Raw genomic sequence first — 24,905 nt, 5'->3', positions numbered from 1 at the left:
CGGAGGCTCCGGGGCTGCGCTGCGGATGTCGCCCTCCGGCGGCCCGGTTTCCAGGCCGCGCGGCTGCCGGCCGTGGCCGGCGCATCACGATGGAAGGCGCGGGGTCCAGCCTTCCCGGGATCGCGCGCGAGCCCGGGGGCCGCTCGCCGGCTGAGGCTGGCCGGTCCCTGCCCCGCCCGGGTCTCATGCCGCCGGGCGAAAGGTTGCCCCCTGGCATGGCGCGCGGGGCTGCTGGGGCGGCCGTGCGCGGAACCAGGTTCCGATGCGCTGCGGACAAAGGGCGATCCTTTGTCCGCAGGGTCTCAGGCCGGCTCGAGGCTGAAATGCAGCACCGTGTCCTTCACCACGATGCCGCCACGGTTGCCCGGCGTGATATCCCCGTATCGCTGGGCGTAGGCCGGCGGCAGTTCGCGCCCGCCCGGCGGCGAGAGCCAGAGCCGCAGCAGGTGTCGGCGGCGCTCGGGTTCCGGCCAGTCCTCGAAATCGGCGCGGCTGTGCAGGATCTGGTGGTTGTGGATGAACTGCATGTCGCCCGGGCGGAACTCCATGGTCAGGGCGAACTCCTCGGCCAGCGCATCGAGCATGTCGATCGCCGCCCGTTCCTCGGGCGTGAGGCGCCGCGCCTGGGGGAAGTTCTCCTGTGCCGAGCGGATGTACTGCCCGGCGTAGATCGTGCTCAGCAGCCCCTTGTGCCAGTTGAACACCGGGATCTCGAACCAGGGCAGCATGCCGGGCGGGATCTCGCCGCGCCGGTCGGTCGGCATGGGGTTGAACAGGGCGCGCCAGAGCGCCGGCGCGCGCTCGAGCATCGCGTCGTGCAGCGTGACGGAGGAGACGATGCGCGACCCGCCGCCCGATTTCGCGGTGCGCAGGCAGAGCAGCCCGACGATGTCGCAACTGTCGGTGTGGAACTCGAGTTCCCGGTTGGTCTGGTAGTAGCGGACCTTCGGGTCGCGGATGTCGAGGCCGAGATCCCGCACATGACCCAGCAGGTGCCCCTTGGCGTTCTGGCTGCGGAAGCCCCCGAGATGCGCCCCGATGCCGAGATAGCCGATCGCGGCGTCCTCGATGCTGCGCGAGGCGACGTCGAAGCCGCGCAGCAGCACGAAACCGCGGCCGTGCAGCAGCTCGTCCAGGATCGCGGCGAGGCGTGGCGCGAGGCCGGGCAGGCGGAAGGTTTCCGGCGTGATCTCGCCCATCGCCCGGCCGGCCGCCTTGTGCGCGGCGATGGCGGCGTCGATCTCGGCGAGCTCCCCGGCCGTGAAATGCACGATCCAGTCGCTGCGCCGCGCCATCTCCGCGCCGGTCCAGGCGGCGGGGCTGCCGACCGGGCCGGGCGGCAGGGCCACGGGCTGCGATTCGGTCTCCGCGCCGGCCATCCGTTTCCTCCCTCGATTGGCTTTTCAGGCCGCAGGGTGGGCAGCCCGGGATGGCGAGGCAAGGGGAAAGGCGGCGTTGACGCCGGCACGCGCGGCAGGCGGGGCGGCCGCACGCCGGATCAGGGGCACGGGCAAGGGTCCGGCCTTCCTCCGCCGGGTGTCAGGCGTCGAGCGCCTCGGCCTCCAGGCTCGCCGCATTCTCCTGGATGAAGCGAAAGCGCAGCTCGGGCTTGCGGCCCATCAGCGCCTCCACGAGGTCGGAGGTCCGGGCGCGGTCCTCAGGCGGCAGGACCACGCGCAGCAGGGTGCGCTTGCGCGGGTCCATGGTGGTCTCCTTGAGCGCGGCCGGCGGCATCTCGCCCAGGCCCTTGAAGCGGCTGACCTCGACCTTCTGGTTGGCCTTGAAGCGCTGCTTCAGCACCCGCTCGCGGTCGGCATCGTCCATCGCATAGACCGAGACGCCGCCCGCCTGCAGCCGGTAAAGCGGCGGCTGGGCGAGGAAGACGCGGCCCTGCCGCACCAGTTCCGGCAGCTCCTTGTAGAAGAAGGTCATGAGCAGGGCGGCGATGTGCGCGCCGTCCACATCGGCGTCGGTCATGATGACGACGCGGCCGTAGCGCAGCCTCGCGATGTCGAAGCGATCGCCGACGCCGCAGCCCAGCGCCTCGATCAGGTCCTTGAGTTCCTGGTTCTGGCGCAGCTTCTCGGTGGAGGCGCTGGCGACGTTCAGGATCTTGCCGCGCAGCGGCAGCACCGCCTGGGTCTCGCGGTCGCGCGCCTGCTTGGCGGAACCGCCGGCGGAATCGCCCTCGACGAGGAACAGCTCCGTCCCTTCCGCGGATTCGCGGGAGCAGTCTGCGAGCTTGCCCGGCAGGCGCAGCTTGCGCGTGGCGCTCTTGCGCGGCGTGTCCTTCTCGGCGCGGCGGCGCAGGCGCTCCTCGGCGCGCTCGATGGCGAAGGCGAGGAGGTTGTCCGCCGTCGCCGGATCGCCCGCGAGCCAGTGATCGAAATGGTCGCGCAGCGCGTTCTCGACCAGCTTCGCGGCCTCGGGGCTGGTCAGCTTGTCCTTGGTCTGGCCCTGGAACTGCGGGTCGCGGATGAACACGCTCAGCATCCCGGCAAGCCCGCCGAGCAGGTCCTCGGCCGTGACGCTGCCCGCGCGCCGCTCCTTCTTCAGTTCGCCATAGGCGCGCAGCCCCTTGACCAGCGCGGCGCGGAAGCCCGCCTCATGCGTGCCGCCCTGCGGGGTCGGGATGGTGTTGGCGTAGGTGTTGAGGAAGCCCTCGCCGCGCTCGACCCAGGTCGCAGCCCATTCGACGCGGCCCGCACCCTCGGGGAACTCGGCCTCCCCGGCCCAGGGGGCGGGCACGACGGTGGCCTGGCCCTCGATCGCGGAGGCGAGGAAGTCGGTCAGGCCGCCAGGGAAGTGCAGCGTGGCCTGGGCGGGCGTGTCGTCCTTGATGAGCGAGGGGTCGCAGGACCAGCGGATCTCGACGCCGCGGAACAGGTAGGCCTTCGACCGGCACAGGCGATAGAGCCGCGCCGGGCTGAAGCCGCGCTCGCCGAAGATCTCGGGGTCGGGCCGGAAGCGGATCATCGTGCCGCGCCGGTTTGGCGCGCTGCCCGCGTTCCTGAGCTTCGTGACCGGCTTGCCGCGCTCATAGGCCTGCGTCCAGAGGGTGCGGTCGCGCGCGACCTCCACCTCCAGCCGCTCGGAGAGCGCATTCACCACCGAGCTGCCGACGCCATGCAGCCCACCCGAGGTGTCATAGGCCTTGCCCGAGAACTTCCCGCCCGAATGCAGCGTGGTGAGGATGACCTCGAGCGCCGAGAGTTTCGGGAATTTCGGGTGCGGGTCCACCGGGATGCCGCGGCCGTTGTCGCGCACCGCGAGCCAGTTGCCGGGCTCCAGCGTCACCTCGATGCGGTCGGCATGGCCCGCCACCGCCTCGTCCATGGCGTTGTCGATGACCTCGGCCGCCAGGTGGTGCAGCGCGTTCTCGTCGGTGCCGCCGATATACATGCCCGGGCGCCGGCGAACGGGCTCGAGCCCCTCCAGCACCTCGATGTCCTTGGCGGAATACTCGCTCTGCCCGGCAGCGCCCTTGCGGACGCCGCCGCGACCGAACAGGTCGTTCATGTCTTGTTCCCCTATGACCGGCGAGGATACCGGTGGCGGCGGCCGGAAACAACGCGGCGCACGAGTCGGGGGTTCAGCTGGCCAGTTCGAAGCCCGAGACGGCGGCCTCCCGCGCCAGGCCGAGGCTTTCGGCGAAATTGTCCCGCCGCGCGATGTTGGTGGCGGCGAGCTGCCGCAGCGGTCCGCCACCAGCCACCGCGCGCGCCGTCCGCTCCGCGATCTGGAAGGCGCCGGTCGGGGCATAGCCGCGCAGGCCGCCCTGGCCCTCCACCAGGGCGAAGCCAGACTGGGCGGGGCGGACGGTCACGGCCTGGCCGGCCGGGACGCGGCCGATCTCGGGCGCGGCGGCCTCCGGGCGCAACCGCAGCGGCACGGTCGCGGCGGCGACGACGCGCCGTGTGGCGCCGGTCTCCGCGCGGGCCCGCCGCGTCGCCTCGCGCGTTCCGGGGGCCGCTGCCTCCAGCGCGGCCTCGCGCGCCGAGGCCCTCTGCTCGAGGCTGTCGAGCACCGCCTGCGCGCGCGTGAGATCGCGCTGTAACCGGGACCGCAGCGCGGCCATGCGCGATTCCGCCACCGGCCGGGCTATGCGCCCGGCAGCAAGCTCGGCGCGGACCAACCGCGCCTCGATCCAGCGGCAATAGAGCAGCGCGTCGAAGGCAATCTGCAGCGCGTCCAGCTCAGCATTCTCCTGGCGGAGCTCTGCGTCGAGCGTCTCGGCGCTGCGGCCGAAATTCGTCGGCACGGTGCCCAGGGGCAGCAGGCCCGAGGGATCCCGGCGCGCATTGCCCAGGAACGCATCCCCCGCCGCGTTGAAGCTCGTGAGCTGGGGGCGGCAGCCTTCTTCGCCATCGAAGCCGCCGCCTGGCGCCATGCACCCGGCGAGCGAGAGGGCGGCCGCCGTGGCAAGGATCGGCCAGCGCGGCCCTCGCCGCCGCGGCTTCCCTTCCCTGCCCTGAAAGGCATCCGACATGCCCGGCACTCCCGTCGCTGCGCTCTTCACGAGCCTCCAGATCACCACGCGCGGCGCAGCCAAGCCAGTGAAGCCCTTCACGGCCGGTTGGGGTCTCAGCCCCGATGCGCCTCCAGCATCCACAGCGCCTTGTCGAGCGTGCGGGAGAAGCCGGTCAGCAGGTCGGCGGTGTCGGCGTCCCCGGCCTCGTCGGTCGCCCCGATCCCCTCGCGGACCGTCTTGGCGAGCGCGGCGTAGCGCGCGGCGAGCGCCTTCACGTGGTCCATTCCGTCGCGCAGCCCGGCGGGGTAGGGGTCGAGCCGGCTCTTCTCGCCGATGATCTGCGTCGTGCCGTCGGGCGTGCCGCCGAGCTGGACGACGCGCTCGGCGATCTCGTCCGTCGCCTCGCCGAGCTGGTCGTAGAAGGTCTCGAACAGCGCATGCAGCGCCGCGAATTGCGGGCCGCGCACGGTCCAGTGCGCCATGCGCACGCCGTTCGTGAGATCCATCGCATCCGCGAGCGTGGCATTCAGCACGCCCACCGAGACCTCGCGGGCATTCTCGCCGAGGTCGTTCATCGTCGCGTGCAGGCCGGCGTTCCGGTTCTTGGGCATCGGTCGTGGTCTCCTCATGCCGTCAATATGCATAAGGTCATATGGTGCCGCGGGGCTGCGGAGTCACGGCTGGACGGTGAGGTAGCGGGCCGCCTCGATCGGCCGATCCGCGCTCTGGAAGGCGGCGGCGCGCGCCAGCGCGGCGCGGTCCGCGGCGTCGAGCCGCCCGGCCTCGCGCAGATGTTCGGTCCAGGATTCGACGCTCCAGAGCTCGATCCACCGCTCGGGATGCGCCACATCCTCGAGCAGGCGCCAAGCGGTCGCGCCGCTGCGCAGGCGCACGCGCCGCACCTCGCGCATCGCGGCGAGGAAGCGGGCGCGCTCGGCCGGGTCCACGGTGTAGCGGACGACCTCCAGCACCCGCCCGGAATCGGCGCCGAGGATGTGCCGCAGCTCGTCCGCCGGTGCCTCGGGGCTCGGCATGGCGACGCTCGGCGCCTCGGCGGGCGGGGCGGCGTCGAGCGGGAAGCCGCGCACCGCCAGCGCCGCGATCGCGCAGGTGGCCGCCGCGATCAGCAGCGCCGGCGCGATGCCGAACCGCGCGCCGGCCCAGCCCCAGAGCACCGCGCCCACCGTCATCGCGCCGAAGAAGCAGAGCTGGTAGATGCCGATCGCGCGCGCCCGTACCCAGGCCGGCGTGGCGAACTGCGCCGCCGCCTGCAGGGTGGAGGCGGCGGCGAGCCAGCCTGCGCCGAACATCAGCATCGCCACCCCGGCCGGCAGCCAGTGGCCCGAGACGCCGAGCAGCGCCAGCGCCGCGGCCGAGACGAGCGAGAAGGCGGTGACCATGCCCCCGCGCGTCGGCAGCCTCAGCCGCAGCGCGGGAAGCGCGAAGCCGGTCGCCACCGCGCCGACGCCCATGACGCCGAGCATCAGCCCGAAGGCCTCCGGCCCGAGGCCGAGCCCCTTGCGCACCACCAGCGGCAGCATCCCCCACACCGCAGAGGTGAAGAAGAAGAACACGCAGGCGCGCAGGATGGCCGCGCGCATGGCCGGGCTCGCGGCGACGAAGCGCATCCCGGCGCGCATCGCGCCGAGGAAGTGCTCGGGCGGCAGGCTGCGCACCGGCGCCTCCCGCTTCCAGGCCAGCAGCGCGAGCAGCAGCGTGAGGAAGCAGAGCGCGTTCAGCGCAAAGGCCGCCTCCACCCCCGCCGCGCCGATGGCGAAGCCGCCGATCGCGGGGCCCAGCGCGCGCGAGAGGTTGAACCCGATGCCGTTCAGCGCGATGGCCTGCACCAGATCCTCGCGCGGGACGAGTTCCGGCGTGGTCGCGGCCCAGGCCGGAAAGTTCAGCGCATTGCCGATGCCGATGCAGAAGGTGAAGGCGAGCAGCCCCCACGGCCCGATCCAGCCGGCGAAGGCGAGCACCGCGAGCAGCGCCGCGACGCAGAGCACCCAGGCCTGCGCCCCGATCAGGTAGAGCCGGCGGTCCACGATGTCGGCCGCCGCACCCGCCGGCAGCGCGAGCAGGAAGACCGGCAGCATCGAGGCCGCCTGCACAAGGCTGACCATCACCGGGGACGGGTCGAGCGAGGTCATCATCCAGCCCGCGCCGGTGTTCTGCACCCACAGCCCGATATTGGCCGCGAGGTTGGCCCACCACAGCAGGCGGAAGGCGGGGTGGCGAAGCGGCGCGAAGGCGGCGGGCATCGCTCCAGGGTGGCAGAAGGGGCGCGCCCTGACCAAGCGCGCCGCGCGCCAGCGTGCGATGCGCCCCCCCGCGGCTCAGCCCGCGAGCCACGCGGCCAGCGCCGCGTTCACGGCCTCCGGCGTCTCCATGGTCGGCAGGTGGCCGGCGCCGGCGAAGTGGCGCAGCCGCGCGCCGGGAATCAGCGCCGCCATCTCGGCGGCGAGCGGCGGCGGGGTCAGCGCGTCCTCGGCGCCGACGCCGACGAGCGTCGGCACCGCGATGCGCCCGAGGCCCGGCCGGGAATCGGGGCGATGCATGATCGCCGCCTGCTGGCGCAGGAAGGCGTCCTGGCCGACGCGCTCGGCCATCTCCATCACCTCGGCCGCGAGCGGGCCATCGAGGCGCGAGGGATGGATGAGCTGCGGCAGCAGCCGCGGCGTCACGCCCCGGAACCGGCCCGAGCGCGAGAGGGAGATCAGCCCACGCCGTCGCCGCGTCTGCTCCGGCGTGTCCGGGCGCGCCGAGGTGTCGAGCAGCGCGAGCCGCGTCACCCGCTCCGGCGCCTGGCGCATGACTTCCAGCGCGACATAGCCGCCCATGGACAGGCCGGCGAGGGCGAAGGGCCCCTCGACGGAGGCGATGGCGCGCGCCGCCATGGCCTCCACCCGGTCGTCGCGCGTCAGGTCCGCGACGACCGCGCGCGCGAGCGGGGCGAGGGCGGCGATCTGGTCGCGCCAGAGGCGCGCGTCGCAGAGCAGGCCGGGCAGCAGCAGCAGGGTCTGGCGTTGCATCGGCGCGCTCTATCCCGGCGCGCACGGCCCGTCCATGCGCCGGACGCAGGCCGTCAGGCGCGGAAAACCTTGATCTCTGGGCCGGAACGCGCCATATCCGGCGCGCTCGTGGAATGGCGGGCCGGATCGCCGGCCCCGGAGTGCGCCCCGCCGGGGCTCGGCCACCCACCGCATCCCCAAGGTCGGCCCGCCCTGCCGGGCCCATGGAAAAGAGCGTCTCTTGAACGAACAGACCGTTGCGGCCGGGATGGCCGCCGATGCCCCGGCGCAGCCGGGCCCTGCCCCCGAGGCGGCCGAGGCCGCGGCCGGGGCCACGCCGCCAGCCCCCCCCGAGGAAGCCACCGCCGCGGCGGCGCCGATCGCGGAAACACCCCCCGAGGCCGAGGACGCCATCGAGGAGGAGGTGCCCGAATACACCGAGGAGGATGAGCCCGCGCCCCCTCGCACCACCTTCGCCGATCTCGGCCTGTCGGAGGAGCTGCTCCGCGCCGTCGCCGAGGCCGGCTACGTCCACCCGACGCCGATCCAGGAGAGCGCGATCCCCTGGGTGCTGATGGGCCGCGACGTGCTCGGCTGCGCGCAGACCGGCACCGGCAAGACCGCCTCCTTCGTGCTGCCGATGCTCGACATCCTGACCGGCAGCCGCGCCAAGGCGCGCATGCCGCGCAGCCTGATCCTGGAGCCCACGCGCGAGCTCGCGCTGCAGGTCGCCGAGAACTTCGAGAAGTACGGCAAGTATCTCAAGCTCACCCACGCCCTGCTGATCGGCGGGGAGAGCATGAACGACCAGCGCGACGTGCTCGAGAAGGGCGTGGACGTGCTGATCGCCACACCGGGCCGCCTGCTCGACCTCTTCGACCGCGGCCGCATCCTGATGGCGGACGTCAAGCTGCTGGTGATCGACGAGGCGGACCGGATGCTCGACATGGGGTTCATCCCCGATGTCGAGCGCATCGTCTCCCTGCTGCCGAAGATGCGCCAGACGCTGTTCTTCAGCGCCACCATGGCGCCCGAGATCCGGCGCCTGGCCGATGCCTTCCTGTCCAACCCGAAGGAGATCACGGTCGCCCCGCCCGCCTCGGTGGCGACGACCATCACCACGGGCCTCGTCTATGTGCAGCCGCACGACAAGCGCGAGGCGCTGCGCCGGCTGATCCGCTCCGAGAAGGTGCAGAACGCGCTGATCTTCTGCAACCGCAAGGTGGATGTGGACATCCTCTACAAGTCGCTGAAGAAGCACCGCTTCAGCGTCGGCGCGCTGCATGGCGACATGGACCAGTCCACCCGCTTCGCCACGCTGAACGCCTTCAAGGCGGGCGAGCTGCAGCTCCTGGTCTGCTCGGATGTCGCCGCGCGCGGCATCGACATCGGCGGCCTCAGCCACGTCTTCAACTTCGACGTGCCCTTCCGCGACGAGGATTATGTCCACCGCATCGGCCGCACGGGCCGGGCGGGGCGCGAGGGCCACGCCTACACCATCGCCACCGCCGACGACGCCAAGAACGTCGCGGCGATCGAGAAGCTGACCGGCAAGCCCATCCCGCGCATGGTGGTCGAGGGCCTCGACCCCGTGCCCGAGGAGGAGATCGAGGAGGCGCGCAACGCCCCCAAGGGCCGCGGCCGCGGCCGCGCCGCCCCCGCCAGGGGCCGCGGCGGCGAGCGCCGCGACGGCGGCCGGCGCGAGGGTGCCCGCCGCGACGCCGCCCCGCGTGAGCGCGCCCCGCGCGAAGCCGCGGAGGCCCAGGAGGCCCGCCCGCGGCGCGAGCGCGGCGGCGACCGCCCCCGCCAGGGCGAACGCGGCGAGCGTCCGGGCGAGCGCGACCGCAGCGCGCGCATCGAGCGCGAGACCGCCGAGGCCGCCGCCCGCCCCGAGCGCGAGCCGCGCCGCGAGCGTGACCGGGACCGCGAGGCGGGCCGCGAGCGCCGCTACCGGCAGGAGGATCTCGGCCCGCCCGTGCAGGGCTTCGGCGACGCCGTGCCGGCCTTCATGCTGATCCCGCTGCCGCGCCCGCGCGCCGAGAAGCCCGCGCCGGCCGGGGCGCTGCCCGAGGCGGCGCCGGAGAGCGAGGCCGCCTGAGACCCCGCCGGGCCCGCCCGGCCCGGCCGCTTCATCATTGCCCGAGCGCCGGCGGGACCGCATCCTGCCGGCCCGACGCCGGAGGACTTGCCATGAACGTCGTCACCAAGCCCGCCACCCGCGCGCAGTTCGTCTGGGACGATCCGCTGCTGCTCGATGACGTCCTCACCGAGGACGAGCGCATGATCCGCGACAGCGCCCGGCAGTTCTGCCAGGAGAAGCTGCTGCCGCGCGTGCAGGAAGCCTTCCGCAAGGAACACTTCCACCGCGAGATCATGAACGAGTTCGGCGAGATGGGCTTCCTCGGCGCGACGCTCGACAGCCATGGCTGCGCGGGCGTGGGCTATGTCTCCTACGGGCTGATGGCGCGCGAGGTGGAGCGCGTCGATTCCGGCTACCGCAGCGCCTTCTCCGTGCAGTCCTCGCTGGTGATGTTCCCGATCCACGCCTTCGGCTCGGAGGCGCAGAAGGACAAGTACCTGCCGCGCTTGCGCACCGGCGAATGGGTCGGCTGCTTCGGCCTGACCGAGCCCGATGCCGGCTCCGACCCCTCCTCGATGCGCACGCGCGCGCGGAAGGTGGATGGCGGCTACATCCTGAACGGCTCCAAGACCTGGATCACCAACTCGCCCATCGCCGACATCGCCGTGGTCTGGGCGAAGGACGACGAGGGGACCTTGCGCGGCTTCATCCTCGAGCGCGGCATGAAGGGCCTCTCCTTCCCCAAGATCGAGGGCAAGTTCAGCCTCCGCGCCTCGGTCACCGGCATGATCATGATGGACGAGGTCTTCGTGCCGGAGGAGAACCGCCTGCCGGGTGTGAAGTCGCTCGCCGGCCCCTTCCAGTGCCTCAACCGCGCGCGCTACGGCATCGCCTGGGGTGCGATGGGCGCGGCCGAGGATTGCTGGCACCGCGCGCGCGACTACACGCTGAACCGCAAGATGTTCGGCAAGCCGCTGGCGCAGACGCAGCTCATCCAGAAGAAGCTCGCGGACATGCAGACCGAGATCACCCTCGGCCTGCACGCCGTGCTGCGCGTGGGCCGCCTGTTCGACGAGGGCAAGGTCGCGCCGGAGATGATCTCGCTCGTCAAGCGCAACAACTGCGGCAAGGCGCTCGACATCGCGCGCATGGCGCGCGACATGCACGGCGGCAACGGGATCGTGGACGAGTACCACGTGATCCGCCACGTCATGAACCTCGAGACGGTGAACACCTACGAGGGCACGCATGACGTGCACGCGCTGATCCTCGGCCGCGCGCAGACCGGGCTGAACGCCTTCGGCTGAGATGGCACGCAGGCGGCCCGGGGCCGCAGGGCCGCCGTGGCGGTGAGCGCCGCGGCAGAGACCCTGCGCATCTCCGGCATGGGCGCGGCGGGCGACGGGCTCGCCGTGCTCGCCGACGGCACGCCCTGCTTCGTCCCCGGCGCGCTGCCCGGCGAGACGGTGCGGGCCGAACCCGGCCCGCGCCGCGGCGAGGGCCGGGTGGCGCGGCTTACCGCGGTTCTCGAACCCAGCCCCGAGCGCGTCACCCCCGCTTGCCCGCATGTCGCGCAGGGCTGCGGCGGCTGCGTGCTGCAGCACGCCTCGCCCGCGGCGCAGGCGGCCTGGAAGCGCGCGCGCCTCGTCGAGGCGCTGGCGCGCGCGGGCTTCCGCGACGCGCCGGTGGCCACGACCATCACCACCCCGCCCGCCCGCCGGCGCCGCGCGGATTTCGCGCTGCGCCGCGGTCCGGCCGGCATCACCGCCGGGCTGCATCGCGCCGGCAGCGCCGAGGTGCTCGACATCACCGCCTGCCTCGTGCTCGACCCGAGGCTGGTGGCGCTGCTGCAGCCGCTGCGCGCGATGCTGCGCGGCCTCGGCGCGTTGCGGCGGGAGGGCTCGGCGGTGGTCAACCTGCTCGACACCGGCCCCGACCTGCTGCTGCGCACCGACGGGCCGCTCGCCGCGGCCGATCGCGCGCTGCTCGCGCGCTTCGCGCAGGACCAGGGCGTGCCGCGCATCGCCTGGGCCCAGGGCGAAGGCCCTGCGGAGCCGGCCGCGCAGCTCGGTCCCGTCTCCATCGCGCTCGGCGGCGTGCCGGTCGCGCCTCCGCCCGGCGCCTTCCTGCAGGCGAGCCCGGAGGGCGAGGCCGCGATCGTGGCCGCGGTGCTCGCCTCGCTGCCGGAGCGGCTGCCCGGACGGGGGCGCATCGCGGACCTGCATGCGGGCCTCGGGACGCTGACCTTTCCCCTCGCCAGGCGCGGGCGCGTCGCCGCCTTCGAGGGCGATGCGGCCGCCGTCGCCGCGCTCTCGGCGGCCGCGGGCCGCGCGGGGCTGCCCGTTGCCGCGACGCGGCGCGACCTCGCGCGACAGCCGCTCGGCCTCGCGGAACTTGCGGGCTTCGCCGCCGTGGTGCTCGACCCGCCCCATGCCGGTGCGGCTGCGCAGGCCGCTCTGCTCGCGCGCAGCGAAGTGCCGCGCGTCGTCTATGTCTCGTGCAATCCGGCCGCGCTCGCGCGCGACGCGCGCGCCTTCGCCGCCGCCGGCTGGCGTGTCGCGGCGGCGACGCCGATCGACCAGTTCGTCCATTCCGCGCAGCTCGAGGCGGTGGTCGCCTACCTGCGCGAGGCGCCGCGTCAGCGCGGCTCGAGGCGCGAGAGATAGAGCGTCGCGACGCGCCGGCGCTCGAGCAGTTCCTCCACCGTGGTCGGCCGCGCGAAGGAATCGCCGTCCACGACGCGCAGCGGGAAGCGCGCGGCGAGGGCGGCGAGCATCGCCGCGGCCTCGCGGCAGCGCGCGGCGTCGAAGTCGAGCAGGATGCGCAGGTTGGGGTTGCGGTCCAGCACGCCGCCCATGCCGGCCACGGCGCGGTCGGCGATCGCGGCGGTGCCGATGCGGATGAAGTCCACACCCGCCGTCTCGGCCTCCTCGAGCGCGACGCCGGGCGCGGTGTGCACGCGGCGGCCGTTCGCCTCGGTGAACTCGGCGGCGAAGGGACCGTCGGCGGGGCCGGTCAGCATGGCGGGCAGCGTCACCGCCTCCTCCGCCGCCTCGACGGCGGCGAGGCGCTTCGCGGTGGCAATGGCGCCGAGACCGTTGAGGAAGAGGTTGCGGCCGAGCAGCCAGTGCAGCCACGGATTGGGCTCGTAGGCGAGAACCCGGCCCTCGGCGCCGACGAGGTCCGCCATCAGGATGGTGTAGTAGCCGTAGATCGCGCCGATGTCCCAGGCGACCTCGCCGCGCGAGAGGTTGCGGCAGATGAACTCCGTGACCCAGTACTGCCAGTAGCCGTCGAGCAGAAGGTGCGGCGCGATGCCGGGATCGGCCGCGTCCACGAACATCTTGAACCGGCCGAGCGCGCGGCACAGCACGCTGCCGTCGGGCAGCGGCACGGTCTGGGTGCGGTCGCGGATCAGCGCCTCGATCTCGCGCCGGTTGCCCGCCCGCAGAAGTTCCTCGAGGGTCGCGATGTCGCGCCGGCCGACCCCGGCGCGCACGGCTTCGAGGCCCGCGCGCAGCACCGCCAGTTCGCCCCTGATGCGGAACAGCTCCTCCTGGGTGCTGAAGCCGCCGCCGCGCGCCTCGCCGCCGCCCGTGGCGAAGAGCCAGGAGAGGATGCGCGGCACGAGGCCCGGGCGCCGCGGCGGGTTCGGAAGTGGCGGATTGTCCTTCGGCAAGGGCTGTCCCTGCATCCTTCCAGGCGGCTCATTGCGTCGGAGTGCCGGAATGGCACAGCGGCGGCGGAAGGCCAATGGCGCAGCCGGGGCTTGATCCCGGCCTATCCCGCACCACACCCTTACCGGGTCCCGGCCGACCTGCCGAGCGGCTTGGCGCCGTCGGCCCATGCCCCGCTCCACCGCCTTCCCCGCCACCGGCCGGACCCTGACCGGGAGGACCACGACCATGATGCCGAGCCGCCGTCTCGCCCTGATTGCCACCGCCTCCGGCATGGCAGCCCTGCCCGCGTTGCTCCGGGGCGCCGCCGCGCAGGCGCCCGCCGGCACGCCCGCCGCGGCACCCGCGCAGGCGCCGGGCTTCTACCGCTTCCGCGTCGGCGGCGCGGTCGTGACCATGGTCCATGACGGCTTCTTCGCGCGGCCGCTCGAGGGCTTCGTGCGCAACGCCCCGCTCGCCGAGGTGCAGGCGCTGGCGCAGGAGCATTTCCTGCCGACCGACCGCACGGCCATCCCCTTCACGATCACCTTCGTCCAGCGCGGCGACACGATCGCCGTCTTCGACGCCGGCAACGGCGTCACCGCGCCGAACGCGACCAACGGCCGGATGATCGCGAACATGGCCGCGGCGGGCATTGACCCGGCCCGCGTGACGCATGTGATCCACAGCCACTTCCATGGCGACCACATCAACGGCCTGCTCGACGCGCAGAACAACCGCGCCTTCCCGAATGCCGAGGTCCATGTCCCCGCCCCCGAATGGGCCTGGTGGACGGATGAAGGCAACCAGACGCGCACCCCTGAGGGCCAGCGCCCCACCTTCGCCAATGTCGCGCGCCGCTTCGCCCCCTATCGCGACCGGGTGAAGACCTTCCAGCCGGGCTCGGAAGTGATCCCCGGCATCACCTCGATCGCCGCCTTCGGCCATACGCCGGGCCATACCGTCTTCCGCATTGCCGACGGTGCCGAGCAGGCGATGTTCCTCGCCGACACCACGAACCGGCCGGAGATCATGATGGCCCGGCCGGACTGGCAGATCGTCTTCGACCTCGACGGCGACGCGGCGGCGGCGACCCGGCGGCGCATCCTGGACATGGTGGCGACGGACCGCATCCGCGTCACCGGCTACCACTACCCCTTCCCCGCCAACGGCCATGTCGCGCGCGCGGGCAACGGCTTCCGCTTCGTGCCGGCGGAGTGGTCGAGCGCGGTGTGACCTTGTCGCTTGATTCCGGGCGCGGCGGGACGATCTGCTGTCGCGCCCGCATCGGGCAGGGAGGTTACCGGATGCCGTTCCATCGTCGCGGCGTGCTCGCCGCAGCTTCGCTTGCCGTCCCGGCATTGCTGACGAGCGGGCGCGACGCGGCCGCCCAAGCTGCGCCCGCAGCGGCGCCCTTCCACCGCTTCCGCGTCGGCGCGCTGACCGTCACCGTCGTGACCGACGGCACGGCCCTGCGGCCCGACGCGACGCGGGGCCTCGTGGTGAACGCCAGCCGCGAGCAGGTCGCCGCCGCCATGCAGGCGGCGGGCATCGCCGGCACGGCGATTCGCAACCCCTACAACGTCACCTTCGTCGAGGGGCCGGCAGGCCTCGTCGCACTGGATGCCGGGACCGGGGGCTTCCCGAATACCGACACCGGCACGCTGCACGCGAACATGCGCGCGGCCGGGCTGGATCCGGCACGGGTGACGCGCATCGTCTTCACGCATTTCCACGGCGACCATATCGGCGGGCTGACCGGCGGCGACGGCGCGGCGGTGTTCCCCCAGGCCGCCCTGGCCGTGCCCGAACGCGAATGGTCCTTCTGGACCGATGCCGGCGAGGAATCGCGCGCCACCGAGGCCCGCCGCCCCGCCTTCGCCAATGTCCGCCGCCGCTTCGCGCCCTATGCCGAGCGCATCACCCGCTTCGGCCCGGACGCCGAGGTGGCGCCCGGCATCCGCGCCGTCGCGAGCAACGGCCACAGCCCCGGCCACACCAGCTTCCTGATCCACGACGGCAACGCCCAGGCGCTGGTGCTGGGCGATGCCATCACCACGCCGATGTTCTTCATCGCCAATCCCGAATGGTATCCGATCTTCGACATGGATCCGCCGATGGCGGTGGAGACGCGCAAGCGCCTGCTCGACCGCGCGGCGAGCGAGCGCATGCCGGTGGTGGGCTACCATTTCGACATGCCGGCGACGGGGCGCGTCGAGCGCGCCGGTATGGGCTACCGGCTGGTGCCGGCAACGGCCTGACCAGCCCCGGGGCGAAGGGCACGCTCCACGGGACGGCGCAGTTGCATCACCGCGCCGCCCCGGTCAGACGTGGAAGGATTCGCCGCAGCCGCAGCGGCCCTTCTCGTTCGGGTTGGTGAAGGTGAAGCCCGAGGTCATCGCCTTCACCTCGTAATCCATGACGGTCCCGATCAGGAACAGCGTCGCCTTGCGGTCGATCAGCACGGTCACGCCCTTGTCGGTGATGACCTCGTCGCTCGGTGCCGGGGCATCGGTCCAGGAGAGGTCGTAGGACAGGCCCGAGCAGCCCTTGGTCTTGACGCCGATGCGCAGCAGCCGGCCCTGCTCGCCCTTCGCATAGAGCGCGCGCAGACGCTCGGCGGCGGCATCGGTGAGCGACATCAGCGGCGGCAGGGCGCGGGGCTTCCGGGGTGCCTCGGTGGTGGTGCTCATCGGCTTCGCTCAGAACATGTTCAGGGCGAGGCGCGCGTCCTCGCTCATGCGCGACTGGTCCCAGGGCGGATCCCACACGACCTCGACCAGCACGTCGGTCACGCCCTCGACGCCGCGCACAGCCTCCTCGACCTGGCTCGGCAGTTCCTGCGCCGAGGGGCAGGCCGGGGTGGTCAGCGTCATCTCGATCTTCACCCGGCCGTCATCCTCGATCTCGATCGCGTAGATCAGGCCGAGCTGGTAGATGTCCACCGGGATCTCGGGGTCGTAGACGGTGGAGATCGCGGCGATCACCGCGTCCTCGTCCACCTTCGGCGCGGGCGGCTTCACCTCGCCCTCCGGCGTCCAGGCGGCGCGTGTCTCGGCGCGGTTGACGGTGGCGTCCTCACTCACTGCTCGCCTCCTTCGTCCCGTCGAGCGCGGCGTTCAGCGTGTGCCAGGCGAGCGTCGCGCATTTCACGCGGGAGGGGAATTCATGCACGCCGGAGAGCGGCGCGAGGCGCTCCATGTCCTCGGCGAGCGCCGCGTCGCAGTCGGGGCAGGCGCCGGTCATCGCCAGCTCGCGGAAGGCCGCGCCGAGCGCCTTGGCCTGCTCGGGCGCCTTGCCCTTCACCACCTCGGTCATCAGGGAGGCCGAGGCGGTCGAGATCGCGCAGCCGCGGCCCTGGAAGGCGGCGTCCGCGATGGTGCCGTCGGGCGCGCGCTTGAGAAAGAGCTCGATCCGGTCGCCGCACATCGGATTGTCGCCGCGCGCCGTGGCGTCGGCGTCCTCGAGGCGGCGGAAGTTCCGCGGGCGGCGGCCGTGGTCGAGGATGACCTCCTGGTAGAGGTCGCGCAGGTCGTCGAAGAGGCCGCTCATCGGAAGAACTCCCGCGCCTCGATGAGTGCGCGCGCGAGGAGATCGACCTCCTCCTTCGTGGTGTAGAGGCCGAAGGAGGCGCGCGTGGTGCCGTTCTCGGCGCCGAAGCGCGCATGCAGCGGCTCGGCGCAATGCCGGCCCGCGCGGACCGCGATGCCCGCGCGGTCGAGCAGCGTCGCGAGGTCGTGCGGATGCGCCGCGTCCATCGCGAAGGCGAAGACGCCGCCGCGGTCCTGCGCGCGGCCGAGCAGCGTCAGCCCCGGCACCTCGGACAACGCGCCCATGGCGTGGTCCACCAGCGCCCGTTCGTGCGCCTCGATGGCCGGCATGCCGATGGCTGTCACGTAGTCGATTGCCGCATGCAGGCCGACCGCCTCCACGATCGCCGGCGTTCCGGCCTCGAACTTCGCGGGCGGCGGCGCCCATTCGGACCGCTCGAACGTCACCGAGGCGATCATGTCCCCGCCGCCGAGGAAGGGCGGCATCCGGTCGAGATGCTCGAGGCGCGCCCAGAGCACGCCGATGCCCGTCGGGCCGTAGAGCTTGTGGCCGGTGAAGCAGTAGAAGTCGCAGCCGATCGCCTGCACGTCCACGCGGCGGTGCACCGCGGCCTGGGATCCGTCGAGCAGCACCTTCGCGCCATGCGCGTGGGCGAGCGCCACGATGCGCTCGACCGGGGTGACGGTGCCGAGCACGTTGGACATGTGCGCCATCGCGACCAGCCCGACCTTGCCGTCGGCGAGCTTGCTCGCGAGATCCTCCATGTCCAGCTCGCCGGCATCGGTCACGCGGCAGACGCGCAGCTCGTTGCCCTTGTCGTCGCGCAGCATCTGCCAGGGCACGATGTTGGCGTGGTGCTCGAGCTCGCTGATCAGCACCGCCTGCCCGGGCTGCATCACACCGCGCCCCCAGGCATGGGCGACGAGGTTGATCGCCTCGGTGCTGTTGCGGGTGAAGACGACCTCGCGCGCATCCGCGGCGTTGAGGAAACGGGCGGCGGCGGCACGCGCCGCCTCGTAGGCGTCGGTGGCGAGCTCGCTCAGCCGGTAGGCCCCGCGATGGACGTTGGCATAGGCCGTCTCCATGCAGCGGACCATCGCCTCGATCACGGCGCGCGGCTTCTGCGCGGAGGCGCCGGAATCGAGGAAGACCAGCGGCCGCCCGCGCGCCTGCGGCTGCGACAGGATCGGGAAATCCTGTCGGATGCGCGCGACGTCGAAGGGGGCCGTGGTCACGCCGTCCATCACGCGGTCTTCCTCTGGCGCGCCCACCAGGTGTCGAGCGCCCGCGTCAGCGCGGCGCGCAGCGTGTCGTCCGTCACGGTCTCGACCGCCTCGTGCAGGAAGGCCTCGACCAGCATGGCCTTGGCCTGGCTCTCGGGGATGCCGCGGGAGCGGAGGTAGAACAGGCTGTCCGCATCGAGCGCGCCGACCGTCGCGCCATGGCTGCACTTCACGTCGTCGGCATAGATCTCGAGCTGCGGCTTGCTGTCGATCTCGGCTTCCTCGCTCAGCAGCAGCGCCTGGTTCATCTGGTAGCCATCGGTCTTCTGCGCCACCCGATGGACGTGGATCTTGCCCTGGAACACGCCGCGCGAGCGGCCGGCCAGCACCGTCTTGTAGGTCTGGCGGGAGGCGCAGTCGGGTGCGGCGTGATCGAGCGAGGTGGTGGTGTCCACATGCTGGCCGTCCGCGGCCATCTGAGCGCCGTTCATGTGGCAGGCGGCCCTGGGGCCGGTCAGCGCCGCATGGATCTCGTTGCGCGTCAGGCGGGGGCCGGCGGCGACGGTGAAGTTGTCATAGGTGCCGCCGGCGGCGATGGTCGCGTAGATCGTCGAGAGGTGGAAGACGGTCACTTCCTCCTGCAGCATCCGCCCGTGTGTCAGGCTCGCGCCCTCGGCCACGGTGATCTCGAACACGGGGTTGTGCAGGCACTGGCCGCGGCCCGTCGCGGTCTCGATCAGCGTAAGCCGCGCGCCGGCGCCGAGGCGGATCAAGTGGCGCGGATGGAACGCGAAGGGACGGCCCGGATCCACGGCGATGGAGACGAGTTCGAGCAGCCCGCCATCCACGCCGTCCGGGATGTCGAGCAGCAGCCCATCCTCGAACAGCATGGTGTTCAGCGCCGCGAGGGGTTCGGTCGCTGGCTTCGCGAGCGCGCCGAGCAGCCCCTCCGCCGCGTTCAGGTCCTGCGCCAGCCCGCCGGCGCGGAAGGCGAGGCCCTCAAGCGCCGAGAGATCAGGGCGGAAGCGCCCGTCCACGAACACCGCGCGGTGCTTCGCATTCGGCACCGGCAGGGCGATCGCGCCGTCCACCATCGTCAGCGGCTCGGCGAAGGAGGCCTGAGCGACGGGGGCGAGGTCGGTGTACTTCCACTGCTCGACGCGCCGCGTGGGGAAGCCGCGCGCGGCGAAATGCACCGCGGCGTCCGCGCGCAGCGCATTCAGCCAGGGCTTGCGCGCGCCGGGCAGGTGGTCCTTCAGCCCCTCGTAGCGGGCAAGGAATCCCGCGGCGCCGGTCTGCGCGGCAGTGGTCATGCGGCGGCCTGGACGGCGGCGTAGCCCTGCGCCTCCAGCTCCTTCGCGAGATCCGGCCCGCCAGACTTCACGATGCGCCCGCCCATCAGCACATGCACGCGATCCGGCACGATGTAGTCGAGCAGGCGCTGGTAGTGGGTGATGACCAGCGCAGAGAAACCGGGTCCGCGCATCGCGTTCACGCCGTCGGCGACGATCTTCAGCGCATCGATATCGAGGCCTGAATCCGTCTCGTCGAGAATGGCCAGCGACGGCTTCAGCAGCGCCATCTGCAGGATCTCGTTGCGCTTCTTCTCGCCGCCCGAGAAGCCGACATTCACGCCGCGCTTGAGCATGTCCTCCGGCATGGCGAGCGCCTTCATCCGCTCACGCGCGAGCTTGAGGAACTGCATCGCATCGAGTTCACTCTCGCCACGCGCCTTGCGCTGCGCGTTCAGCGCCGTGCGCAGGAAGGTCGCATTGCCCACGCCCGGCAGTTCGACCGGATACTGGAAGGCGAGGAAGAGGCCGGCGGCCGCGCGCTCTTCCGGCTCCATCGCCAGGATGTCCTGGCCGTTGAAGGTGGCGGTGCCACCCGTGACCTCGTAGCCCTCGCGGCCCGAGAGCACGTAGGACAGCGTGGACTTGCCGGACCCGTTCGGGCCCATGATCGCGTGCACCTCGCCCGTGGGCACTTCCAGGTCGATCCCCTTGAGGATCTGCTTCCCTTCGACCTCGGCGGTCAGTCCTTCGATCTTCAGCATGGTCAGCCCACGGAACCTTCGAGAGAAATCTGGAGCAGCTTCTGCGCCTCGACCGCGAACTCCATCGGGAGTTCCTTCAGCACCTCGCGGCAGAAGCCGTTGACGATGAGGCCCACAGCCTCTTCCTCCGTCAGCCCGCGCTGGCGGCAGTAGAAGAGCTGGTCCTCGGCGATGCGGCTGGTGGTCGCCTCGTGCTCCACCTTGGCCGACAGGCACCGGTTCTCGATGTAGGGCACGGTATGCGCCCCGCAGAGATCGCCGATCAGCAGGCTGTCGCACTGGGTGAAGTTGCGCGCGCCATGCGCTTTGGCGCCGATGCGCACCAGGCCGCGATAGGTGTTCTGCCCGTGCCCCGCGCTGATGCCCTTCGAGACGATCGTGGACTTCGTCCGCGGGCCGATGTGGAACATCTTCGTGCCGGTATCGGCCTGCTGGTAGTTGTTGGTGATGGCGACGGAGTAGAACTCGCCCACCGAATCCTCCCCCTGCAGGATGCAGGAGGGATACTTCCAGGTAATGGCCGAGCCCGTCTCCACCTGCGTCCAGGAGATCTTCGACCGCGCGCCGCGGCAGGCGCCGCGCTTGGTGACGAAGTTGTAGATCCCGCCACGCCCCTCGGCATCGCCGGGATACCAGTTCTGCACGGTGGAATACTTGATGGTCGCGTCATCCATCGCGACCAGTTCGACCACCGCGGCGTGCAGCTGGTTCTCGTCGCGCATCGGGGCCGTGCAGCCTTCCAGGTACGAGACGTAGGAGCCCTCGTCGGCGACGATCAGCGTGCGCTCGAACTGCCCGGTGCTCTTGGCGTTGATGCGGAAATAGGTGGACAGCTCCATCGGGCAGCGCACGCCCTTGGGGATGTAGACGAAGGATCCATCGGTGAAGACCGCGCTGTTCAGCGCGGCGAAGAAGTTGTCGCCCTGCGGCACCACGGTGCCGAGATACTTGCGGACCAGTTCGGGATGCGTCTGCACCGCCTCGCTGATCGAGCAGAAGACGATGCCTTCCTTCTCCAGCCGATCCTTGAAGGTGGTCGCCACGGAGACGCTGTCGAACACCGCGTCCACCGCGACCGGCATGCGTCCTTCCGCCGGCGTCTCGCCCGCGCCCTCGACGCCGGCCAGGATAGCCTGCTCGCGCAGCGGGATGCCGAGCTTCTCGTAGGTCCGCAACAGTTCGGGATCCACCTCGTCGAGCGACTTCGGCGCCTTCTTCTGCTTCGGCGCGGCGTAGTAGTAGCTGTCCTGGTAGTCGATCGGCGGATACTTCACCGCCGCCCAGCGCGGCTCCTCCATCGCCTTCCAGGCGGCGAAGGCGCGCAGACGCCATTCGAGCAGCCATTCGGGCTCGTTCTTCTTGGCGCTGATGAAGCGGACGATCTCCTCGTTCAGCCCCTTCGGGGCGAACTCCATCTCGATGTCCGTCTCGAAGCCCCACTTGTAGCCGGACTCGGTGACGGACTGGACGGTTTCGATCGTCTCGGTGACGGCGGGCATGGCTTCTCTCCGTCCTACTCGGCGGCGACCGGCGCGGCATGCGGCAGGCCGGGCGGCGCCCCCGCGAGGTCGGCGATGGAAATGCCGGACAGCGCCCGGCGGATGGCGTCGTTCACAGGGTCCCAGCGGCCGCGCACGGGGCAGGTCGCCTCGGCGTCGCAGACGCCGAAGGAATTGTCCACACAGGCCGTCAACGCGATGGGGCCGTCTATCGCGGCGATCACCTCGGTCAGTGGCATCTGCGAAAGCGGGCGCGTGAGGCGATAGCCGCCGGCCGCGCCGCGCCGGCTCTCCACGAGCCCCGCATGCGACAGGATCTTGAGCACCTTCGACACCGTCGGCTCCCCGAGGCCCGTGGCCGCGGCAAGGCCCGGGGCGGTCAGCACCCCGCCTTCCTCGGCCTCCTCCAGCCGGGTCAGGACCACGACGGCATAGTCGGTGAACTTCGACAGCCGCAGCACGGCCGTTGGCCTCCTGAAACAGGACCGCATAGGTACGGTTTGCAGATGCGCCCTGCAACGCCCCCTGTCAAGGCGCCTGGACGGGCCGTGATGGCGCTTCCATCCTGCGCGGGCAGAGCACGGAGCCCCTGGGATGCCGACGATCCGCACCGATGACGGCGTGGACCTCCACTATGAGGAGGCCGGCAGCGGCATCCCGATCGTCTTCGTGCACGAATTCGCGGGCGACCACCGCTCCTGGGAGCCGCAGCTGCGCTTCTTCGCCCGCCGCTACCGCTGCATCGCCTATGCCGCGCGCGGCTATCCGCCCTCCTCCGTGCCGTCGGATCCCGCCGCCTACAGCCAGGACCGCGCCACCGACGACATCGCGGCGGTCATCAACGGGCTCGGCCTTGGCAGGGCGCATGTGGTGGGCCTCTCGATGGGCGCCTTCGCCACGCTGCATCTCGGCCTGCGCTATCCCGCGCTCGCGCGCAGCCTGACGGCCGCGGGCGTCGGCTACGGCGCGGCCCCGGGCAAGCGCGAGCAGTTCCGCGCCGAGGTCGAGGCGACCGCGAGGCGCATCCGCGCCGAGGGAATGCGGGAGATGGGCGCCGTCTACGCCCGCGGCCCGACCCGGCTGATCTTCGAGGAGAAGGATCCGCGCGGCTATGCCGAGTTCCGCGCGCAGCTCATGGAACATTCGGCGGAGGGCTCCGCCGCCACGATGATGGGCGTGCAGCGCGAACGGCCTGCGCTCTCCGACCTCGAGGACGGCTTCCGCGCCATGACGCTGCCGACCTTCATCATCGCCGGCGACGAGGACGACCCAACGCTCGAGCCCTCGCTCTTCCTCAAGCGCACCATCCCGACGAGCGCGCTGCTGGTGATGCCGAAATGCGGGCACACCATGAACCTCGAGGATCCGGACGCCTTCAACCGCGCGGTGCTCGACTTCATCACGCATGTGGACGCCGGCACCTGGCGCCCGCGCATCCCGGAGAGCATGAGCGGCGCGATCATCGCCGCGAAGGGCAGCTAGAGATCGAGCTTCATGCCCTCGTGGCTCGCCCGGAAGCCGAGGGATTCGTAGAAGCGCCGCGCATCCGCCCGTGTCTTGTTGGTGGTGAGCTGCACCATCCGGCAGCCGCGCGCGCGGCACTGCTCGACCGCCCAGGCCAGCATCCGCCGGCCGAGCCCGCTGCCGCGCTCGCCCGCCGCGATCCGCACGCCCTCGATCTGCCCTCGCCAGGCGCCGCGATGCGACAGGCCGGGCAGGAAGGTGATCTGCAGGCAGCCGACCACCCGGCCGTCGCGCTCGGCGACGGCGAGCAACTCGTTGGGCGAGGCCTCGATCGCCGCGAAGGCGGCGTCATAGGCCGGATCGCCAGGCGCTTCGCGCGCCGCGCCCAGCACGTCGTCGGCCAGCAGGGCGACGATGGCCGGCACGTCGGCGGCCGTGGCGCGCCGGAACAGAAGCGCGCTCATGCGTAGAGATCCGCCCGCGTCGGCGGCAGGCCCGCGGCGCCGCGCGCCCGCTTCGTCGCCACCGTCTGGAAGATGCCGATGGTGCCGCGCTCGAAGCCCAGGCAGACGCCGGCAAGGTAGAGCAGCCACAGCCGCGTGCGCGCCGCGCCCACCTCCGCCTCCGCCGCAGCGCGGTTGGCGTAGAGGCGCTCGGTCCAGAGCCGGCAGGTCCGCCCGTAATGCTCGCGCCATCCCTCGACGTCATGCACCTCGAAGCCCGACCGCTCGAGGTCCTGCACCGTGTTGCCGATGTGGTCGAGTTCGCTGCCGGGGAAGACGTAATTCACCACCGCCGAGTATTCGGGCCTCTTGCGTCGGAAGGCGCGCGCGTCGCGCTTTGCGGGGCGGGTGATCGCGTGGTGCAGGTAGATGCCGCGCGGGCGCAGCAGCGCGCGGATCTGCGCGAAATAGCCCTCGCGGTTCGCGAGGCCGACATGCTCGTACATGCCGATGGAGGCGATCTTTTCGAACTCCAACCCCGCGAGATCGCGGAAGTCGCGCAGCTCGATCGTCACGCGGTCCTGCAGGCCGAGGCGGCGGACCTTCTCCACCGCGAAATCGTGCTGCGCCCTGGAGAGCGTCACGCCATGCGCCTTCACGCCGTGATGCTGCGCGGCGTGGCAGACGAGCCCGCCCCAGCCGCAGCCGATGTCGAGCATCCTCTCGCCGGGCCTGAGGCGCAGCTTGCGGCAGATCATCTCGAGCTTGGCCTTCTGCGCCGTCGCGATGTCCGCGCTCCAGTCGGGGAAATAGGCGCAGGAATAGACCATCTCGGGGTCGAGGAAGAGCGCGTAGAAGGCGTTGGACAGGTCGTAGTGGAACTGCACCAGGGCGCGGTCGTCGCGGCCGCGGCCGTGCTTCTCGGCCTGCGCGCCGGCATAGGCATGGCCCTGCCCGGCGCCCCCGGGGCCGAAGAGGAAGGGCAGCAGCGCCCGCGCCGCGAGCATCTTGTCGATGCGCCGGGCCATGCCGCGCGTCGAGCCCTCGATGCGCGCGGCAAGGTCGAGCAGCGTGCCGCCCTCGAGGTCGATCGCGCCCTCGGCGATCAGCTCGACCACCGTCGTCAGCCTCGGCCGGCGCACCAGCCGCGTCAGCGCCGCCGGGGAGGAGACAACAAGCATCAGGCCCGCCCCCGCCCCGGGCCCGAGCGGCAGGACCGAGCCGTCCCACAGCCGCACCGAGAGGTCGAGCGGCGCGACCTCCGCCACATGGCGGATCAGGCGCTGCACGCCCGCGATGCGCCGATCTGCCATGGCCATGCCCGCCGGTCCCGCCCTGCCCTTCGCGAGCGCGGTTCTAGGGGCTGGCATGCCCGCGGGGCAACCCGGCTTCACGCGCGCAAGGCCCGGGTCTAGAACCGGCGGGGCAAGACACCGCAGGAGGGAACGCC

At 71.9% G+C, this 24,905-nt stretch carries 23 protein-coding genes; 6 read left to right on the top strand and 17 right to left on the bottom strand.

The features are described from left to right. Positions 1–302: 302 nt before the first annotated feature. From FHS88_RS03910 to FHS88_RS03885, 6 genes are all read right to left on the bottom strand, one after another. Positions 303–1,379 (bottom strand): TauD/TfdA family dioxygenase, encoded by a 1,077-nt coding sequence (locus FHS88_RS03910; RefSeq protein WP_184481525.1) that lies wholly within the window; start codon positions 1,377–1,379, stop codon positions 303–305. A 160-nt stretch (positions 1,380–1,539) separates the two neighbouring features. Continuing rightward, positions 1,540–3,519 (bottom strand): DNA topoisomerase IV subunit B, encoded by a 1,980-nt coding sequence (gene parE, locus FHS88_RS03905; protein ID WP_184481524.1) that lies wholly within the window; start codon positions 3,517–3,519, stop codon positions 1,540–1,542. Positions 3,520–3,592: 73 nt separating this feature from the next. After that, on the bottom strand, positions 3,593–4,390 hold the full coding sequence (locus tag FHS88_RS03900; protein WP_184481522.1) for an SH3 domain-containing protein: 798 nt from the start codon (positions 4,388–4,390) through the stop codon (positions 3,593–3,595). A gap of 194 nt (positions 4,391–4,584) precedes the next feature. Further along, positions 4,585–5,082 carry a DNA starvation/stationary phase protection protein Dps gene (gene dps / locus FHS88_RS03895; RefSeq protein WP_184481520.1) on the bottom strand — a complete coding sequence of 166 codons (498 nt, stop codon included), beginning with the start codon at positions 5,080–5,082 and terminating at the stop codon, positions 4,585–4,587. Between the two features lie 63 nt (positions 5,083–5,145). Continuing rightward, complete coding sequence (locus tag FHS88_RS03890) at positions 5,146–6,732, bottom strand: MFS transporter (protein WP_184481518.1); 1,587 nt, start codon at positions 6,730–6,732, stop codon at positions 5,146–5,148. Positions 6,733–6,807: 75 nt separating this feature from the next. Next, positions 6,808–7,503: an alpha/beta fold hydrolase gene (locus FHS88_RS03885; protein WP_184481516.1), complete on the bottom strand. Its 696-nt coding sequence runs from the start codon at positions 7,501–7,503 to the stop codon at positions 6,808–6,810. A gap of 247 nt (positions 7,504–7,750) precedes the next feature. Here FHS88_RS03885 and FHS88_RS03880 point away from each other — a divergent pair, with 247 nt between their 5' ends. The 3 genes from FHS88_RS03880 to FHS88_RS03870 all read left to right on the top strand — a co-directional run bounded on the left by FHS88_RS03880 (position 7,751) and on the right by FHS88_RS03870 (position 12,228). Then, entirely contained in the window at positions 7,751–9,580 is a 1,830-nt protein-coding gene (locus tag FHS88_RS03880; RefSeq protein ID WP_184482298.1) for a DEAD/DEAH box helicase, read from the top strand. Between the two features lie 92 nt (positions 9,581–9,672). Further along, on the top strand, positions 9,673–10,869 hold the full coding sequence (locus tag FHS88_RS03875; RefSeq protein WP_184481514.1) for an acyl-CoA dehydrogenase: 1,197 nt from the start codon (positions 9,673–9,675) through the stop codon (positions 10,867–10,869). 36 nt (positions 10,870–10,905) lie between these two features. Next, positions 10,906–12,228, top strand: coding sequence for a class I SAM-dependent RNA methyltransferase (locus tag FHS88_RS03870; protein WP_338146391.1), 1,323 nt, complete (start codon positions 10,906–10,908; stop codon positions 12,226–12,228). On the opposite strand, the gene FHS88_RS03865 is transcribed toward FHS88_RS03870, so the two are convergent. Beyond that, positions 12,201–13,256, bottom strand: a complete 1,056-nt coding sequence (locus tag FHS88_RS03865; protein ID WP_184481512.1) for a class I SAM-dependent methyltransferase — start codon at positions 13,254–13,256, stop codon at positions 12,201–12,203. The genes FHS88_RS03870 and FHS88_RS03865 overlap by 28 nt on opposite strands. 214 nt (positions 13,257–13,470) lie before the next feature. On the opposite strand from FHS88_RS03865, the gene FHS88_RS03860 reads away from it, so the two are divergent. Together FHS88_RS03860 and FHS88_RS03855 are read left to right on the top strand one after the other, a co-directional pair. Continuing rightward, positions 13,471–14,454, top strand: coding sequence for an MBL fold metallo-hydrolase (locus FHS88_RS03860; RefSeq protein WP_246419430.1), 984 nt, complete (start codon positions 13,471–13,473; stop codon positions 14,452–14,454). Positions 14,455–14,525: 71 nt separating this feature from the next. Then, positions 14,526–15,479 (top strand): MBL fold metallo-hydrolase, encoded by a 954-nt coding sequence (locus FHS88_RS03855; RefSeq protein ID WP_184481508.1) that lies wholly within the window; start codon positions 14,526–14,528, stop codon positions 15,477–15,479. A 63-nt stretch (positions 15,480–15,542) separates the two neighbouring features. Here the strand turns inward: FHS88_RS03855 and FHS88_RS03850 are convergent, their stop codons facing one another. The 8 genes from FHS88_RS03850 to FHS88_RS03815 are packed head-to-tail and all read right to left on the bottom strand — an operon-like array spanning position 15,543 to position 22,009. After that, the gene (locus tag FHS88_RS03850) at positions 15,543–15,911 is read right to left on the bottom strand and encodes a HesB/IscA family protein (RefSeq protein WP_184481506.1); all 369 of its coding nucleotides are present in this window, start codon (positions 15,909–15,911) and stop codon (positions 15,543–15,545) included. 9 nt (positions 15,912–15,920) lie between these two features. Beyond that, on the bottom strand, positions 15,921–16,304 hold the full coding sequence (locus tag FHS88_RS03845; RefSeq protein WP_184481504.1) for an SUF system Fe-S cluster assembly protein: 384 nt from the start codon (positions 16,302–16,304) through the stop codon (positions 15,921–15,923). Continuing rightward, the gene (sufU, locus tag FHS88_RS03840; RefSeq protein WP_184481502.1) at positions 16,297–16,770 is read right to left on the bottom strand and encodes a Fe-S cluster assembly sulfur transfer protein SufU; all 474 of its coding nucleotides are present in this window, start codon (positions 16,768–16,770) and stop codon (positions 16,297–16,299) included. Before sufU ends, FHS88_RS03845 begins: the two co-directional genes overlap by 8 nt. Beyond that, positions 16,767–18,014, bottom strand: a complete 1,248-nt coding sequence (locus FHS88_RS03835; RefSeq protein ID WP_184481500.1) for an aminotransferase class V-fold PLP-dependent enzyme — start codon at positions 18,012–18,014, stop codon at positions 16,767–16,769. The genes sufU and FHS88_RS03835 overlap by 4 nt, the downstream gene beginning before the upstream one ends. Further along, complete coding sequence (gene sufD, locus FHS88_RS03830; protein ID WP_184481499.1) at positions 18,014–19,306, bottom strand: Fe-S cluster assembly protein SufD; 1,293 nt, start codon at positions 19,304–19,306, stop codon at positions 18,014–18,016. The genes FHS88_RS03835 and sufD overlap by 1 nt, the downstream gene beginning before the upstream one ends. Then, on the bottom strand, positions 19,303–20,049 hold the full coding sequence (gene sufC, locus FHS88_RS03825) for a Fe-S cluster assembly ATPase SufC (RefSeq protein ID WP_184481497.1): 747 nt from the start codon (positions 20,047–20,049) through the stop codon (positions 19,303–19,305). The genes sufD and sufC overlap by 4 nt, the downstream gene beginning before the upstream one ends. Positions 20,050–20,051: 2 nt before the next feature. Continuing rightward, entirely contained in the window at positions 20,052–21,548 is a 1,497-nt protein-coding gene (gene sufB / locus FHS88_RS03820) for a Fe-S cluster assembly protein SufB (protein ID WP_184481495.1), read from the bottom strand. A gap of 14 nt (positions 21,549–21,562) precedes the next feature. After that, the gene (locus tag FHS88_RS03815) at positions 21,563–22,009 is read right to left on the bottom strand and encodes an SUF system Fe-S cluster assembly regulator (protein ID WP_184481493.1); all 447 of its coding nucleotides are present in this window, start codon (positions 22,007–22,009) and stop codon (positions 21,563–21,565) included. 133 nt (positions 22,010–22,142) lie between these two features. Here FHS88_RS03815 and FHS88_RS03810 point away from each other — a divergent pair, with 133 nt between their 5' ends. Then, on the top strand, positions 22,143–23,030 hold the full coding sequence (locus FHS88_RS03810) for an alpha/beta fold hydrolase (RefSeq protein ID WP_184481491.1): 888 nt from the start codon (positions 22,143–22,145) through the stop codon (positions 23,028–23,030). On the opposite strand, the gene FHS88_RS03805 is transcribed toward FHS88_RS03810, so the two are convergent. Next, complete coding sequence (locus FHS88_RS03805) at positions 23,027–23,476, bottom strand: GNAT family N-acetyltransferase (protein ID WP_184481489.1); 450 nt, start codon at positions 23,474–23,476, stop codon at positions 23,027–23,029. The genes FHS88_RS03810 and FHS88_RS03805 overlap by 4 nt on opposite strands. Next, positions 23,473–24,774 (bottom strand): SAM-dependent methyltransferase, encoded by a 1,302-nt coding sequence (locus FHS88_RS03800; protein WP_184481488.1) that lies wholly within the window; start codon positions 24,772–24,774, stop codon positions 23,473–23,475. The genes FHS88_RS03805 and FHS88_RS03800 overlap by 4 nt, the downstream gene beginning before the upstream one ends. Positions 24,775–24,905 lie beyond the last annotated feature (131 nt).

It is taken from the genome of Neoroseomonas alkaliterrae (assembly GCF_014199195.1).
In the GTDB taxonomy this organism is placed as follows: Bacteria; Pseudomonadota; Alphaproteobacteria; order Acetobacterales; family Acetobacteraceae; genus Neoroseomonas; species Neoroseomonas alkaliterrae.
This window is presented reverse-complemented; position numbering and strand designations above follow the sequence as displayed.